This is a genomic window from Chitinophaga chungangae, assembly GCF_017742215.1.
In the GTDB taxonomy this organism is placed as follows: domain Bacteria; phylum Bacteroidota; class Bacteroidia; order Chitinophagales; family Chitinophagaceae; genus Chitinophaga; species Chitinophaga chungangae.
The window spans coordinates 1,016,293-1,033,470 of record NZ_JAGHKP010000003.1 but is presented as its reverse complement, the minus strand read 5'-3'; the positions used below and the strand labels follow the sequence as shown (position 1 = coordinate 1,033,470).

Sequence of the window (17,178 nt, the reverse complement as noted above, 5' to 3'; positions counted from 1 at the left end):
CACACATTTATTTTTGACCATCCTCTCATGAAAAGCCACTCAGCATTGAGTGGAATAAAATCTTTTCAATTCGTTGCTGGGTAAGCAAAAATCGGTTTATAACTGAAACACTTACCATATGCGTAAACTTTACTTATTTCTCCTTTTATTCTGCCTTGGCTTTTTCCACGACGGCCTTGCGCAGATATTCAATTCAGGGGATAATGTAGTTAACTATGACCCCAACAATCCCCCTGCTACCCCGGCTTGGGGCACTATTGCAAAGTGGGTTAGAACCCCCCGAAGCGCAGTGAACTTTTCAAACAAGGATTCCTACAAGGCTTATTACCTGAGCGGGATGCCCTTCCGTTTGAAATTCCCTAAAACCTATGTACAGGGCGTAAGTGACGGGAAAAAATATCCCCTCATGATCTTCCTGCACGGTCGTGGCGAATCCGGTGGCATCTACGACAACGAGTATTCCCTTTACCACGGCGGCGGCAAATTCTGCGCAGCTGTAGACAACGGTAAGTTCGACGGGTTTATTCTTGTTCCGCAGAGCACTTCCGGTTTTTTTGGTAATCCCCAGTATGATTTTATCAAACAGATCCTGGACGAGCTGATCGCCAACAACAAGCTCGACGAGAACAGGATCTTTGTAAACGGCCTCTCCGCCGGCGGTACCGAAACATGGGAGTTCATGTTCCGTTATCCCAAAATGATCGCCGGTTTCCTGCCTATCAGCGGTTGCTCTATCGCATACCGCGACCAGGTAAATGTTTTCCGTTATATCCCCATGTGGATCTTCCAGGGCGGGCTGGACAACAACCCCCACCCCAACACCACCCAGGCTGTAGTAGACGCAGCGCTGGCTATCGGCGCTAACGCAAAACAGACGCTATACCCCAACGGCGGTCACGGTATCTGGAACAATGCATGGGATGATGCAGGCTTCTGGCCTTTCCTGGTTGCGCAGCATAAAGCCAACCCCTGGCCGCGCAACGGCCATAACGAGTTTTGCCCCGGCGAAACCGTAAACGTGGTGCTCGGCCTCACCGCCGGCTTCGATGGTTACGAATGGAGGAAAGACGGCGTGGTGATCCCAGGCGCTAACTCCAACGAATACACGGTTACTTCTTACGGCACCTACGATGCAAGGATCAAAAGAGGCACGGAATGGTCTCCCTGGTCTCCCAAACCCGTAGTCGTAAAAGAAAAAGCAGCTACGCAAACTCCGCCTATCAGCATTGAAGGCCTGATGAGTAAAGTGCTGCCCGCCGCCGATGGCAAAAACTATGTAACGCTGTCGCTGCCGGAAGGATATACTTCTTACACCTGGCAGAAGGTAGGTTCTACCGAAGTACTCGGCACCAGCAGAACACTCACCGCCACCACCACCGGCCAATACCAGGCAAGAGTGACCGAGCAGTTCGGCTGCTCCAGCGCATGGTCTGCCCCCTTCACCGTGATCCCCGCGAACGGCCCCAACGCGCCGGCTCCCGCATCCGGTCTCACGGCGACGGCTATATCAAAAACTGCCATCACCCTCGACTGGACGGATAACCCGAACGCTCCGTACAACGAAACCGGCTACGAGATCTATCGTGGCGGCGCCGCAAGCGGCCCGTACGAGCTGGTGAAAATCACCGATCCTAACGCTACCTCCTTCACTAACGAAGGACTGGCTCCCAATACCAAATATTTTTACGTACTGAGAGCGGTAAATGCCACCGCGGCATCAGGCCTGAGCAACGAAGCCACCGCTACCACGCAGGTAGATGCGAACCCGCCGACCGCTCCGACCGGCCTCACCATCACCGGTACTACCGCTTCTTCCGTGTCCCTGTCATGGGGACCGTCTTTCGACGATGTCGGCATCTTCAAATACGACATCTTCGTGAACGGTATCAAATCCTACACGGTAGACCCGACCGAATCGGACTTCACCGTATTCAACCTGAACAAAGATTCGCTCTATACTTTCGTAGTAAAAGCCCGCGACCTTGCCGGCAACATCTCCCCGAGAAGCAACCAGGTAAGCTCCAAAGCGCTTGCAAACGGCCTGAACTACAAAGTATACAACGGCACATGGTCTGCGCTGCCCGACTTTAACCTGCTCACGCCTGTTAAAACCGGCAACTCCCCGATCGTGGACGTAAGCGTTAAAAACCAGAACGACAACTTCGGTATCGTTTGGGAAGGCATGATCCGCATCCCCGTAACCGGCAACTATACCTTCGTTACCAACTCTGACGACGGAAGCAAACTGTGGCTGGATACCGATTACAATGCAGCTGCCACGCCGCTCGTGAACAACGACGGCCTGCATGGCGCACAAGACCGTGAAGGCACCAAATACCTCACGGCCGGTATGCACAAGATCGCTGTGGCATTCTTCGAGCAGGGCGGCGGCGAAAGCTGCGGCGTTTACTGGAGGAATACAGCGAGCGGCGTAGGCAGCACCAAACAGCTGATCCCCGCGGAATACTTTAAAGATATTTCCGGTATCGGCGGCGTTGTTCCGGCTGCTCCAACCAACATCAAAGCCACCACGGTATCTTACAGCAAGATCCAGCTGACCTGGAACGACAACAGCAACAACGAAAGCGGCTTTGAGATCTACCGTGCAGACAGCCAGTCCGGCGAATACAACATTGTAGCTACCACCGGTGCGAACAAAGTGTCTTACCTGGATAGCAACCTGACTGCGCAGACCACTTACTACTACCGCATCCAGGCGATCAACAAATACGGTCCTTCCGGTTTCAGCGCCGCGGAAGCAGGCGGCCTTGAGTACTCCGTGTACGCAGTACCGACCTCCATCGGCGCACTGCCCAACTTCAGCACGCTTACCCCGACCAAAACCGGCGTTACGCCGAACATTACGTTGGGCGTAAGAGACCGCGACGATTATTTCGCCCTGAAGTTTGGCGGGTACATTAATATTTCCACAGCAGGCACCTACACGTTCTACACTACTTCCGACGACGGCAGCAAGCTGTATGTGGGCGGTTTCACAGAAGCAGACCGCGTGGTGAACAACGACTACCTGCAGGGCCCGACCGAAAGGTCAGGCACCAAAACCCTGGCAGTGGGCAAACATCCGTTCTACGTTACTTTCTTTGAAAAGAACGGTGGCGAAACCCTTTCCGCCAGCTATGCAGGCCCGGGCATCAGCAAACGCATTATTCCCGACAGCGTGTTCGCGAATAAAAATTCGCAAGCCACCACGCTGGCAATGCCTCCCGCTCCCCCGGCGCCCACTACCCTTGCGGCAACGGCGCTCAGCTCCAGCCAGATCCAGCTGACATGGGCGGATAACTCGACCACTGAAACCGCGTTCGAGATCCACCGCTCCGCAAACGACGCGAACAACTTCAGGCTGTTCACCACTGTGGGTGCCAACGGCACCGCACAGGGCAGCTTTACGGATACCGCGCTGTTCGCGAACGTGCAGTACTTCTATAAAGTGCTCGCCAAAAACGAAGGCGGCAGCTCAGCATTCAGCAATACCGCCGGCACCGCTACGCTGAACAACGTTCCGGTGATCACGCAGCTGTCTAACCGTTCCGTTCGTTACGGCACCCAGCTGGTTCTGAACCTGACCGCAACCGATGCAGACGGCGGCAACCTGACCATCACGTCTGCCAATGTGCCTGCAGCATTCGGCACATTCAGCACTTCCGCTGGCACAGCCACCCTTACCTTCAACCCGACGATGGCGCATGAAGGCGTATACAACAACATCACCGTTACCGTAGCCGATCAGAACGGCGGCAGCGCGTCCACATCATTCAACCTGACCGTGAACGACAACTACAGCCCTGTTATCGGAGCGGTATCCAACGTGACCGTTGCTGAAAACGCGACCCAGGCGCTGAACCTCACCGCGACAGACAACAACGCCGGTGAAACCGTAACCTGGAGCGCACAGGGCCTGCCCGGCTTCGCTACGCTGACGCCGAACGGCAACAGCGCAACGATCAACGTGGCACCCACCTTCATCGACGCAGGCACCTATAACGTAACCCTCGAAGCAAACGACGGCCGCGGCGGCATCGATACCAAAACGTTCACCATCACTGTAAACGATGTGAACCCGAGCCGCACCATCTACGTGAACTTCACCGATGGTTCTTACCCGGCGCCCGCTCCGTGGAACAATACCAACAAACAGCCTGTGGCCAACGATCTTTTTGCCAACCTGAAAGACCACAACAATGTGGCTACCACCGTAGGCATCAGCATCGTAAGCGCATGGCAGGCGCTGGGCAATGGTTCCAACTACTTTGGCACCACTACCGGCAACAACTCCGGCGTATACCCGGACAACGTAATGAAGACCGCTTACTGGTCAGACACCAGGGAGCAGACCTTCAAACTGGTGGGCCTCAGCACGACGAGCAAATACAGCCTGACATTCTTTGGCGCGCGCGGAGACGTGAGCGACAACAGGATGACCAACTACACCGTTGGTGCAACCACCGTGTCTCTCCAGAGCGCCAACAACAAAACGAACACCGTTTCCATCAACAACATTTCACCCGACGCCAACAACGAGATCGTGGTGAAACTGAAAAATGGCACGGGTTCCGTTTACTCTTACATTAACGCGCTCGTGATCCAGGTGAGCTACGACGACGGCAACGCCCCGGCTAAACCGGCCAACCTGGCGCTCGCTTCCACCAGCAACGGTGTGAACGTAACCTGGAAAGACGTAGCCTTCAACGAAACCGCATACGAAGTATACCGCTCCGCTACCACCGCAGCCGGTCCGTTCACCCTGCTGAACCCCGCAGGCGGCAATGCAAACGCAACCAGCTACCTGGATACGTCTGCCAAAGCGAACAAACAATACTTCTACGCCATCAGGGCCACGAACGATCATGGCGCATCAGCGTACACCGATACCCTGAGCATCCAGACCGGCAACAACAACCCGAAACTGGACAGCATCGCCGACGTAACGATCAAAAACAACGAAACGTTCTCGATCAACCTGCTGGCTAAAGATGATGCGGGCGACATCATTACCCTCAAGTCTACCAACCTGCCGTCTTTCGCTCACCTGACCGACAACGGCGACGGTACCGGCACCCTCAGCATCACTCCTTCAGCGGGCGATGTGGGCAGGTACGCTAACGTAAACGTGGTTGCGACAGACAACCAGGGCGGCAGCAGCACCCGTACGTTCACGATCCAGATCCGCGACAAAAATATCACGTCCGTATACGTGAACTTCAACCAGTCGCCGTCTGCAGACGCACCCTGGAATAACTTCAACAGCTACCCGGGCGCTAACGCAGCCATCGCCAACCTGGCGGATGAAACCGGCGCATTGAGCGGCATCAGGATCCAGCTGCTGGACGGCTTCACCGGCACCAACGCCGTAGGCGCCACCACCGGCAACAACAGCGGCGTATATCCAGACAACGTGATAGCCACCAACTACTACACCAGTGAAGCTACCGCGAGAAGGATCAGGCTGTCTAACCTGCCGACCAACTACCGCTACAACATCACGTTCTTCAACAGCCGCCAGGGCAACGATAACAAGAACACCGTATTTACCGTAGGCGCGCAATCCGTGACGCTGAACGCTGCCAACAACAGCACCAATACCGCCAAGATCAACGGTATCGCCGCGGACGCATCCGGTAACATCGAGTTCACCGTACACAAAGCCACCGGCGCCCAATACGGTTACATCAACGCCATCGTGCTGCAATACTACCTGGACGACGGTACGCCGCTGGCTCCCGCCGATGCAAAAGCACAGGCTAAATCCAAGACCAGCATCCAGCTGAACTGGATGGACAACTCCAACAACGAGACCGGTTTTGAGATCTACCGTTCAACAGACAACGCGACCTTCACGCTCCGCGGCACCGTAGGCAACAATGTGACCACGTTCACAGACAACGGCCTCGCAGTGGATTCCCGCTACTACTATAAAGTAAGGGCGCTGAAGAACGCGGTTCAGTCAGACTTCAGCAATGTTGCTTCCGCTGCCACCTTCAGGAACGCAGTGTACATCAACATGAACGTATTCAACCCCGCAGGCGCTCCGTGGAACAACACGAACAATCCTCCTGCACAGGGTCTTGAATTCCCGAACCTGAAAGACGACAACAACGACAACACCGGTATGACCATGGTGATCCAGAAAGCGTTTACCGGCGACAATCCGTTCGGCATGAACACCGGCAACAACTCCGGTATCTATCCGGACAACGTGATCAGCAGCACTTATTGGGTAGACGCCGGGCAGACCGCCGAACTGAAGATCAAAGGCCTGAACCTCGCCAAAAAATACAACTTCGTATTCTTTGCAAGCCGCGACGGTAGCGGGGACAGAACCACGAACTACACTATCGGCACCACCACGGTATCGCTGAACGCAGCCTTCAATATCAACAATACCACGCAGATCAACGACGTATCGCCCGACCAGAACGGCGAAGTGGTGATCTCCGTAACCAACGGCGGCGCATCCATCTACGGTTACATTGGCGCACTGGTGATCCAGTCTTACACGCCGGAAGCAGGCGAGATCGACCCGTCGCTCCTGATGGCGAAAGGCGGACTGACCAATGCCGTAACCACTGCCGGCGCAACGGACTTCGAAGTGACCAGGGCTTACCCGAACCCCTTCGTGAGCACCGTGAACCTGGATGTGACTTCCAACGGCAAATCCAATAACAATGTGCTGATCAACGTATCAGATGTTAGCGGAAGGGTATTGTATACGAAGATGCTCGGCAAACTGCCCGCGGGCAACCACAGGGTTACGCTTGACCTGGGCGGCGAATCCATCCCGAGCGGCATGCTTGTACTGAGCCTTGTTGATGGAAACAATACTGTAAAAACTGTTAAACTAGTTAAGAGCAAGTAGCGCACCTTCTGACCAGACTTAAGGTTTGTTACCGAAAAAATCCGGCTCAACACCGGATTTTTTCGGGCTACTCAGATTAAATTATTTTACACTTTAATGAAAGAGAGAATATGGATCTGATTTATTTGTTCAAAGCATTGATGAAGCGAAAGTGGCTGATAATCATCAGTACGCTGATCGCCGTTGCTGTGGCCTTTTTGCTGACAATGAAACAGGAGCTGCTGTACAAATCCACCGCGCAGATCGCGACTGGTTTTACGAGCACCGAACAGGTGAAGCTGAAAGACGAGAGCTTTAACATCTACGAGATCGATTCCAAGTTTAGCAACGTGATCGAATCGCTCAAATCTCCCCGTGTACTGAGCATGACCTCTTACAACCTTTTGCTGCACGACCTGCAGAACCCGGGAAAAGAGTTCAGGGAGCTTACCGCGGAGAACAAAAAAAGCGATGTTTACCGCACGATGAACAAAGCGAAAGTAATAGAGGTGCTTACAAAAAAGTATAACGAAGAAAAGCTCCTCAGCTCCTACGATCCCGAAGACCGGAAAGTGCTCGAGCTGCTGAAACTCTATAAATACGACCTCGAAACGCTCCGCTACGTGTTGTACGCCGCCAGGGTGCAGCGTACCGATTTCATCGACATCACCTACCGTTCCACCAATCCCGAACTGTCTGCCTACATCGTAAACCAGATCGTTACCGAATTTTTCAGGAACCACGAATCTTCCCGCAGCCAGCAGAACGTGCAGAACATCGAAACGCTGAAAAAGCTGGTGGACCAGAAAAGAGAAGAACTGGACCTGAAGATCGGCAACATCAAAACGATGGGCACCATGGACGTGTCTGTTGAAAGTTCCAGCAAACTGGAGCAGGTGAGCAATTTCGAAAACCGCCTGGCGGACGAAAAGAGCATCTACAACAGCGCCATACTGGCGTTGCAGCAGCTCAACGGCAAACTGACGGAGATGGAAAAAACGACGACGCAGAACGCTTCCGCCGCCAAAGCCCTCAGCAACGATCTGGCCATTGCGAAAGCGCAGATGAACGATGCGTACAACGATTATACCTCCAAAGGTTCCAACAACCAGGAGCTGTACAACAAATACCAGCAGAAAAAAACGGAATATAAGAACAAGCTGCTTTCGCTGGCATCCGCCGCTCCTACTTCGTCAGGCGTCGTTTCGCAGGCTGATCTGAACCAGAAAAAAAGCGAGCTCGAGCTGCAGATCAAAAGCTCGGAAAGGAACATCTCGGACTACGAACAAAAGATCCGCCAGTTAAATTCCAGCATCGGGGCGGCGGCGTCAAGAAACGCCAATAACCTCGCGCTGCAGAAAGAAGTGGAACTGGCGCAACAGGAATATGAAGGCGTTAAAACCCGCTACGACGCGGCGCTGAACAACCGGATCGCGCCGATGGACAGCTTCCGCCAGCTGCTGTACGGCCAGCCCGCGGTAGAGCCCGAACCGTCCAAAAGGCTGATCATTCTCGCGCTCTCCGCCATGTCTATGTTCGTATTCTGCTGCATCGTGATCATCTTCATGGAATACATCGACCTGTCCATCAAAACGCCGTCGCAGTTCCAGAAGCTCACCGACCTGCGTTTGCTGGGCGTGGTGAACAGCATCAATCTCAAAAAGATCACTTTCGAAAATATCTTCCAGGAAGAAAATGAAAAGGAAGGCAACGTGGTATTCCGTGAGCTGTTGCGCAAGCTCCGTTACGAGATCGACCATAGCGGCAAACAGGTATTCCTTTTCACCAGTGCAAGGCCCGGCGAAGGCAAATCGTCCATCATCACCGCCCTTGCCCACAGCCTGAGCCTTAGTCACAAAAAGGTGCTCATCATCGATACGCATTTCTCTCATAACACGCTTACCGCGCAGTTTGAAGCGCAACCCAACCTGGAAACGTTCCACTCCACCAATTCCGCTTCCGTGGAGCAGCAGCTGCAGTCGCTGATCAGCGCCACCGGTATTCCCAATGTGGACATCATCGGCTGCCAGGGCGGCGAATATACGCCGGACGAGATCCTGAAGCCCGGCAACCTGCTGGATCATATGGACCTGCTCAAAACACGCTACGATTTTATTTTCCTGGAAGGCGCGCCGCTGAATAAGCGGTCAGATTCCAAGGAGCTGATGGAATACGTGGAAACGATCATCGCCGTGGTATCCGCCAAATCGAGCGTGAAGCAGACCGACAAGGAAAGCATCGGGTTCCTGACCAGTCTCAACGGGAAATTCAGCGGCGCGGTGCTGAACATGGTTGAACACGAAAACATCGATATCTGATGAGCAGGGAGTTGCCGGGTTTAGAGCTGAAAGCCAACAGGCTCGCGTGGATCGATTATGCGCGCGGCATCGCCATCATCCTGGTGCTGTACCGCCACATCTTCGAAGGTATTTCGCGCTCCGGCGTGGACGCCTCGAATTTCCAGTGGCTCGAAAACGCGAACATCATTTTCTACAGCTTCCGGATGCCGCTTTTCTTTATCCTCTCCGGCGTGTTTATCGCCAAAAGCCTTGCCAAACGGAAGGTGAAGGGACTGATACTGAACAAGGTGAACATTTTGCTGTACCCTTACCTGTTGTGGTCGGCGATACAGATCACGATACAGATCGTGCTGAGCGGCTATGTGAACGCGGACCGCGGGCTGGTGGACTATGCCTACGTGCTGGCGTTCCCGCGGCGGATAGACCAGTTCTGGTACCTCTACGCGCTTTTCAACGTAACCGTGCTGTATATCCTTACGCGGGAGAAGCTCCGCTTCAGCGTATGGCACCAGCTGGCGCTCGGCGGGGCCATGTACCTGCTGTCCAGCTACGTAGCGGTAAAACACATCGACCTCGGTTTTGTGTACGACATCCTGCATTATTATATGTTCTTCGCCATTGGCGAGCTCGTATCCGATAAAATATTGAACGGCGCGAACTTCCGGCTGTTCAGCTCCTGGAAACTCATGCTGATGCTGCTGCCTGTGTTCGTGGCGGGGCAGGCATATTTCCTGGTGGTTAACCTGTCGCACAACAGCACCTTGTTCGTGGAAGAGCACCAGCCGTTGCTGTTTGCGCTGATCGCCCTTTCGGGCTGCGCTTTTATGATCAGCATATCGTTCATCCTCCAGAAGTACGACGTGTTGAAACTATTGCGCGTAGCGGGATTCCATTCCCTCTACATTTATGTATCGCATGTACTGGTGGCTTCGGCCGTGCGGATGGTGATGGTGAAAGTGCTGGGCGTAACATACCTGCCCTGGCTGCTGATCGTATGCCTCCTGTTTGCGGTAACGGTGCCGGTGCTGATCTACCGGATGGCGATGAAAGCCGGCATGTGGTGGCTGTACAGTCTTGAGCGCCCCCAGGCGAAGCCGGCAATGAATTGACTAGAACTGAGATGGAAACAAGTAAAATGAGCGAACCAAAATACACCTATTGGCTGAGATCCGGCATTTACAGCGGGATGCAGAAAGTTGCCGTATTACTTTTCGGCATCGGCAGCGTGCTGTTGCTCACCAGGTCGCTGACCAAATCCGACATGGGGGTTTGGAACCTGTTCCTGTTGTTCGCAGGCATCATCGAGATCGTACGCCAGTCGCTGATCAAAAACGCGGTGATCAAATATATCAACAGTCATGGCAGTGAAGAGCACCCCGGCATCCAGTCGGCCGCGCTTGCCATCAACGTTGTAGTGACCCTGCTGATCGGCCTGCTGCTGGCCGCGCTCATTTTCCCCGCCAGCCGGATGCTGAACGCCCCGCAGCTGTCCGAGATCATTTACATTTTCCTCCCCGGCCTGCTGCTGCTCATCCCCTTCTCCCACTTCGAATGGCTGCAGAACGCACATGCGGACTTCCGGGGCATCTTTTGGGCATACAGCCTGCGGCAGGGTCTGTCGTTTTTCCTGATCGTGGCGCACTTGCTCACGGTACGTCATATCCAGCTCGTAAATCTTATCTGGTACTACAACTTTGGTATTGCAGGAGGAACGGTTCTGTCGTTTATCTTTGCACGCAAATTCCTACATACCGGTATGAACCTCACGGGCGAATGGGTTAAAAAACTCTGGCATTTCGGTAAATACGTGTTCGGAACGAACATCAGTTCCAGTATTTTCAGGAACACCGACCAGGTGGTGGTAGCCTCCATGGTTTCCACTTCGGCGGTGGCGCTGTACGGCGTATGCGTGCGCATCTCCAACCTGGTAGACGTGCCTTCGCAGGTACTGGGCGACATCCTTTTCCCCAAAAGTGCGAAGATGATGGAAACCGGCAATCTCGAAGGCGTTAAATATTATTATGAAAAAGCGGTGGGCGTCATCCTGGCATTGGCAGTGCCTGCAAGTCTCTGCATAATGATGCTTCCCAGGCTGGTGCTCACCATCATCGCGGGGAAAGAATACCAGGAAGCTGCGGCCATCCTGCAGGTCACCATTTTTTACGGGCTCTTCCTCCCCTTCATCAAACAGTTCGGCACCATCATGGATTCCATCGGCCAGCCGAAACTGAACTTTTTTGTGATCACTTTCACCGCGGTGTTCAATATCGGGAGCTGCATCACTTTGAGCCACTTCTTCGGCATCATGGGCGCGGCGTACGGCAGCATGCTTTCTTACGCGGTCTGCCTCGCTATCACACAAACGATCCTCATCCGCAAACTGAAAATAAACCCCGTGAATATCTGGAAATATATGTTCCGTTTTTACCCCGAAATGTATCGCATATTCAGACAACGTTTCATCCTTAAACCAGGCACAAAATGATCAGGAACCGTCATATCATCGTGGTGGGCCTGCAGCCCTGGGATATTGAGATCGGCAGCAATTGCAAAAACATGGCGTTGGAGCTTTCCCGCCACAACAAAGTATTGTATGTGAACCGCGCGCTGGACCGCATCACCGCTCTCCGCGCCGGCAACGACGCCAAAACGCTGCGCCGGAAAAGCAGCCTGAAAGGCGAAACGACAGACATCCAGGTGGTGAACGGCTCGCTGTTTACACTGGACCCCAGGACCGTGCTGGAATCCATCAACAAGGTGCCCTTCGCGTTCCTGTTCGACATGCTGAACCGCGTGAACAACAAACGCCTCGCCCGCGAGATCAACAGCGCGGCCGCCAGGCTGGGCTTCCGCGACCCGATCCTGTTTATCGACAACGACTTTTTCCGCGCGTTTTACCTGCCCGAGATGCTGAAAGGCGTAACGGAAACGATCTATTATATCAGGGACAATCTTACCAGCCAGCCGTATTTCAAGCGCCACGGCGCGCGGCTCGAAAAACAGCTGATGGGCAAAGCCACCATGGTAGCGGCCAACTCCGCCTACCTCGCCCGTTATGCGCGGCAATACAACGCACATTCGTATGATATCGGCCAGGGTTGCGACTTCGGTACCGAAACCGCTCCCAGGCCCCTGCCCCGGGACATGCAAAATATTTCCCGGCCGGTGATCGGCTACGTGGGCGCGCTTATTTCCAGCAGGCTCGATGTAACCCTGATCGAAAATGTCGCGCGGGCGAAGCCGGGGTACAGCTTCGTGCTGGTAGGCCCTGAAGACGATACTTTCAGAACAAGCGGGCTTCACCGGCTGCCCAACGTGCACTTCCTCGGAAGCAAACCGGCCGGCGAGCTCGGCGACTACATCAGCCGTTTCGACGTATGCCTTAACCCGCAGGCCGTGAATGAAATGACCATCGGCAATTATCCGCGGAAGATCGACGAATATCTTTTTTTCGGCAAACCCGTGGTGGCCACCGATACCGAAGCCATGCACATGTTTGCGGATTACGTATACCTCTGCAACGGCGCCGAATCGTACCAGCAGGGCATAGACGCGGCTTTGGGCGAGCAGGGGCGTGAAAACGGGATGGCCGTGAAACGGAAGAATTTTGCGCTTTCCCATACCTGGGAAAACTGCATTGCGGCGCTGGGTGAAAAATTTATTGCATTGAACCGATCAAACTGACCGATATGAAAGAGGACGACAAATTTTCGAACGACAAGATCATGGCGGCCATGGTGGTTACTTTCCTGGCGTTTACGATGATCTTCCTTTTCCTGAAAACAATCTTTTTCTGAAAACGGACCGATGAACAAATTGTTATATAGAGAAAAAACATTCGAGGCGGCGAAGTTCCTCCACACGCCGCTGATGTACATATTGATGGCGCTGATGGCCGGCGTGATCGGTTTTCTCGTGTTCAAGAACGAGCTGATCGGTTTGGGCATTATCGGCGGATTACTGGGTCTTACCGCTGCCAGCATCTGCCTGTTCAACACCAAGCTCGGTTTTTTCATTACCACGGTGATCGGCTTCTTCGTGTTTTATATCAAAAGGTTCACGAACGATGCATTACCGATGGGTGTTGCGGTAGACCTGCTTATCGCGGTCACGTTCCTCGGCATCTATCTGAAAAAATCCGTGTACAAAGAACGTCTCTGGCTGTATTCGGGAAACCCCATCACCTACATCTACCTGATCTATGTGGGTTACCTGTTCATGCAGGCGTTCAACCCGGCCATGGATTCCATCGACGGATGGATCTTCACCGTGCGGAAGTTCTTCAACTTCCTGATGATTTATTTCATCGGGCTGCATCTTTTCAGAACGCGGCAGGATATTATCGAATACATCAAACTTTGGGTGGTGTTGTCGGGCCTGGCCGGCGCCTATGGCTGCTTCCAGCAATGGCACGGTTTGCTGGGCTTCGAGCTTGACTGGGTAATGTCCGACCCGATCCGGTACAAACTGTATTTCCAGGGGGGAGACTTCCGCAAGTTCTCCTTCCTCTCCGACCCCACGGCTTACGGCATCCTGATGGCCAACACCGTGGTGTTCTGCGTGATCCTGCTGCTGAATACGACCAATAAACAATACCGCATCGGCCTGGTTGCCGCGATCCTTTTTATGAGCCTTGGCATGGCGTATTCCGGTACGCGCACGGCGTTTTTTATGATCCCTTCAGGTTTGTCCGTCTACATCCTGATGACGATCACCAACAAAAAAACGATGCTGTTCGCCATCGGTTTCCTGATGATGTTCTGCACATTGGTGTTCGGCCCGTTCTACGGCAACAGCACGATCAACAGGATCAGGTCCACCTTCGAGTTCTCCGACGACGAATCGCTGAACGTGCGGGACGAGAACCGCGCGAGGATACAGCCTTATATACTTAATCACCCCATCGGCGGGGGCGTTTGCACGAGCGGCGTGCTGGGGCTTGAATACAACCCCGGCCATCCACTGGCGGGCTTCCCGCCGGACAGCGGTTACCTGCGCACGGCCATCGAAACCGGCTACGTTGGCCTGGGCCTTACCTGCCTGATCTATTTTATCGTGCTGTACATGGGCGTGAGAAATTATTACCGGAGTAAAAACAATGATTACAGGCTGCTATACCTCGGTATCGTGGCCAGCCTCTACTCGTATATCGTAGCCAACTACGCCCAGGTGGCCATCGGCCAGATGCCCGGAAGCCTGTTCTTTTACAGCGCCATGGCCGTCATTATCAACATGGGAAATATCGAAAGCAAACAACAACATAAAACAACCTGAAAAAACAGCAACTCATGAAAAATAGCATTCTAGTGACAGCATTTTTGTTATGTTCCCTGCCTATGTTCGCTCAAACCCAACCAACCCAGCCCGCGGCAGGCAAACCCAGCATCGAAGACCGGCTCGTGGAGCTGGCGATGGCCAACCCTGCCGTTAAAGTAAGAGATTACGAAAGGGCTAAAACCGTTTCTGAACTGAACAAAGCCGGGTCTAACTGGCTGAACTACATAACCGCCAGCGCGAACTTCAACGCCGTTACCCTCAAACTCGTAGACCAGGCCGAGCTCGGCACCCAGCTGTATTACCCGCTGTGGAACGTTGGCGTTAATGTACCGCTCGGCTCCCTTTTCGGCAAAGGCTCCGATGTAAAGATCGCACGCAGGAACCTGGACATCGCCACCGCCCAGCAGGAAACCGCGCGCCGCCAGATCAAAGCGATGGTGCTTTCCAAATACAGGGATTACGAAAAAAGCAAAGCGCTGCTGCAGCTGCAACAGGAATCGGTAGACGAAGACCAGGCCGCATTCGAACAGGCTGAAGCCAAATATTCCACCAGCAGCATTACTTACGAAGAATACAACGCCGCCTCTAAACGGTATAAAGAAGGCCAGGCCAAGATCATCACGCTGGAAAGAGATATCGCCATCGCAAAACTCGAGGTGGAAGAGATCATCGGCGTGAACCTGGACGACGTTATTAATGCCAAGTAAGCACAATCCCTATATGAAAATATCGACCAATATCCTGCGGGTATTTTTTATCTGCAGTATGCTGTGCCCTTTGAGCGCATTGGGCCAGATCAATATGGACAGCATCAAGATACAATTGCTGCAGCGTACAAAAGTGGGCGCGCTGGTCCATCTGCCGGACGACTATGAGCGGAGCGGCAAAAAAAATTACCCGCTGATCATTTGTTTCCACGGGAAAAGCAAATCGGGCAACGATCTGCGAAAACTGCTCATCGAGGGCATTCCCTACTGGATCAGCCACGGGTCGAAAATACAGGCGGCCAGCCCGGAAGACGGCAAAACCTACAAATTCATCGTGGTGGCGCCGCAGTCTCCCAGCTGGGGTTTCAGGCCCAGTGAAGTGATAACGCTGCTGAACGACCTGGAAAAAAGATACCGGGTAGACCGTAGCAGGATCTACCTGACCGGCTACAGCGCCGGCGGCTGGAGCGTAGTGTCCGCCATCACCGAATCGGCCGCTATTTCCGGCAGGATCGCCGCGGCGGTGCCGATGTCTGTTGCCGCGATAGACAAAAAGAACCTCCGCCAGTTCGCTAACGTGGCAAGAGCCAGTACACACTGCTGGTATATCGCCGGCTCTTCCGAAGGCCGGTTCATGGAAGATACGCGGGCATATGCGGACAGTACGAACATTTATGCGCCAGGCCTGGCGAAAATGACCGTCATAGAAGGATTCACACATCATTCCTGGAGAACGCTGTACGACCCCAGGACCAAACCAGACGGTGTTCATACGATCTACGAATGGATGTTGCAATATCACAGGGTAGACAGATACCAGGGAAAAGTTAAAGACCAATAATGAGAGTTTATTTCAAAAATCTGGATGCGATCCGTTTTATCGCCGCATTCCTCGTCGTATTGCATCACGCGCAGTTTTTCAAGGAAGAAAGCAACGTGGATGTGTGGAAATTCATGGACGGCGCCCTGGCCGAAACCGGGAGAATGGGCGTTAATCTCTTTTTTGTGCTCAGCGGTTTCCTGATCAGCTATCTTTTGATGAAAGAACGCCAGGACACCGGCACGCTTAACTTCAGGAACTTTTACATCCGCAGGATCCTTCGTATATGGCCGCTCTATTTTGCCTTCGGGCTCACAATGGTGTTATTTGCGCCTTACGTGCTGCATATGCTCGGCGTCGCCCCGGATTACGGTCTCGCCACGATCATCACCAACCTGGTATTCCTGCTGCTGTTCGCAGTGAATATCCAGCTGGCGTTTTTCCCCTATAATAAAGGCATCGTCGAGATCTCGTGGTCGGTTTGTATCGAAGAACAGTTTTACCTGGTCTGGCCGCTGCTCATCACCCTGTTCAGGAACCGGCTGAAAACATTATTTATCCTGATGCTCGGCATCGGTTTCCTCAGCAAATTGCTCTGCCTCGTATTGCCGTATTTTTTCCCTTCCCTCACCACACCCCAACTCTTCGGCATCAATTATGTGCTGCTGTTCGACAAGCTGGAGCTGTTCGGAACGGGCATGTTCGCGGCTTATCTCCTTTTCCACAAAGAATCATACAAAAAGCTGTTCAGCATACTGATGAACAAAGTCGTACAGCTGGTGGTGCTGGTCATCACGTTCCTGTTCGTTTTTTCCGTCATCAAGATCGAAGCGCTCAGCAATACATATTTCGATCATTTTATCCACGCCGTTCTGTTCGGCTACATGATGCTGATGGCCGTGGCGCCCAACAGCATACTGCACCTGGAGCAGCCGCTGTTCAAAACCCTCGGCAAAGTTTCCTACGGCATTTACCTCTTCCATACACCTGTATGCCAGCTCGTGCTGATCGTGTTCCTGAAATTTTTCGGGCGCACGCCCGATGTGATCATTTACGAAATATCATACCCGCTGGCATGCCTTGTGCTCACCTGCGCCGTGGCTTATGTGTCTTACGAAATGTTTGAAAAACGTTTCCTGAAGATCAAAACCCGGTACGCAGTAGTGCAAACGCGCCTGTAAGTTTAATGAACATCCCAAACGAACGCGGCCATGCAATTGA

At 53.3% G+C, this 17,178-nt stretch carries 9 protein-coding genes; all 9 read left to right on the top strand.

What is annotated here, in order from left to right; all coding sequences use genetic code 11:
* Positions 1-289 precede the first annotated feature (289 nt).
* The 9 genes from J7I43_RS18530 (at position 290) to J7I43_RS18490 (ending at position 17,138) form a co-directional block, all read left to right on the top strand.
* Positions 290-6,874: a fibronectin type III domain-containing protein gene (locus tag J7I43_RS18530; protein WP_209147347.1), complete on the top strand. Its 6,585-nt coding sequence runs from the start codon at positions 290-292 to the stop codon at positions 6,872-6,874.
* A 110-nt stretch (positions 6,875-6,984) separates the two neighbouring features.
* A complete protein-coding gene (locus J7I43_RS18525; protein ID WP_209147346.1) occupies positions 6,985-9,171 on the top strand; it encodes a GumC family protein in 2,187 nt (728 codons plus the stop codon).
* On the top strand, positions 9,171-10,262 hold the full coding sequence (locus J7I43_RS18520) for an acyltransferase family protein (protein ID WP_209147345.1): 1,092 nt from the start codon (positions 9,171-9,173) through the stop codon (positions 10,260-10,262). The genes J7I43_RS18525 and J7I43_RS18520 overlap by 1 nt, the downstream gene beginning before the upstream one ends.
* Before the next feature lie 26 nt (positions 10,263-10,288).
* Complete coding sequence (locus J7I43_RS18515; protein ID WP_209147344.1) at positions 10,289-11,638, top strand: lipopolysaccharide biosynthesis protein; 1,350 nt, start codon at positions 10,289-10,291, stop codon at positions 11,636-11,638.
* A complete protein-coding gene (locus J7I43_RS18510; protein ID WP_209147343.1) occupies positions 11,635-12,837 on the top strand; it encodes a glycosyltransferase in 1,203 nt (400 codons plus the stop codon). Before J7I43_RS18515 ends, J7I43_RS18510 begins: the two co-directional genes overlap by 4 nt.
* Positions 12,838-12,960: 123 nt before the next feature.
* Complete coding sequence (locus tag J7I43_RS18505; protein ID WP_209147342.1) at positions 12,961-14,427, top strand: O-antigen ligase family protein; 1,467 nt, start codon at positions 12,961-12,963, stop codon at positions 14,425-14,427.
* Positions 14,428-14,489: 62 nt separating this feature from the next.
* Positions 14,490-15,137: a TolC family protein gene (locus J7I43_RS18500; protein ID WP_209147341.1), complete on the top strand. Its 648-nt coding sequence runs from the start codon at positions 14,490-14,492 to the stop codon at positions 15,135-15,137.
* A 13-nt stretch (positions 15,138-15,150) separates the two neighbouring features.
* Positions 15,151-15,978 carry a carboxylesterase family protein gene (locus J7I43_RS18495; protein ID WP_209147340.1) on the top strand — a complete coding sequence of 276 codons (828 nt, stop codon included), beginning with the start codon at positions 15,151-15,153 and terminating at the stop codon, positions 15,976-15,978.
* The gene (locus tag J7I43_RS18490; RefSeq protein ID WP_209147339.1) at positions 15,978-17,138 is read left to right on the top strand and encodes an acyltransferase family protein; all 1,161 of its coding nucleotides are present in this window, start codon (positions 15,978-15,980) and stop codon (positions 17,136-17,138) included. The genes J7I43_RS18495 and J7I43_RS18490 overlap by 1 nt, the downstream gene beginning before the upstream one ends.
* The last annotated feature ends 40 nt before the right edge of the window (positions 17,139-17,178 follow it).

Excerpts from the sequence above, each read along its gene's own strand:
- J7I43_RS18505 (WP_209147342.1), top strand. The coding sequence starts at position 12,961 with ATGAACAAATTGTTATATAGAGAAAAAACATTCGAGGCGGCGAAGTTC.
- J7I43_RS18520 (WP_209147345.1), top strand. The coding sequence starts at position 9,171 with ATGAGCAGGGAGTTGCCGGGTTTAGAGCTGAAAGCCAACAGGCTCGCG.
- J7I43_RS18490 (WP_209147339.1), top strand. The coding sequence starts at position 15,978 with ATGAGAGTTTATTTCAAAAATCTGGATGCGATCCGTTTTATCGCCGCA.
- J7I43_RS18500 (WP_209147341.1), top strand. The coding sequence starts at position 14,490 with ATGTTCGCTCAAACCCAACCAACCCAGCCCGCGGCAGGCAAACCCAGC.
- J7I43_RS18510 (WP_209147343.1), top strand. The coding sequence starts at position 11,635 with ATGATCAGGAACCGTCATATCATCGTGGTGGGCCTGCAGCCCTGGGAT.
- J7I43_RS18515 (WP_209147344.1), top strand. The coding sequence starts at position 10,289 with ATGAGCGAACCAAAATACACCTATTGGCTGAGATCCGGCATTTACAGC.
- J7I43_RS18495 (WP_209147340.1), top strand. The coding sequence starts at position 15,151 with ATGAAAATATCGACCAATATCCTGCGGGTATTTTTTATCTGCAGTATG.
- J7I43_RS18525 (WP_209147346.1), top strand. The coding sequence starts at position 6,985 with ATGGATCTGATTTATTTGTTCAAAGCATTGATGAAGCGAAAGTGGCTG.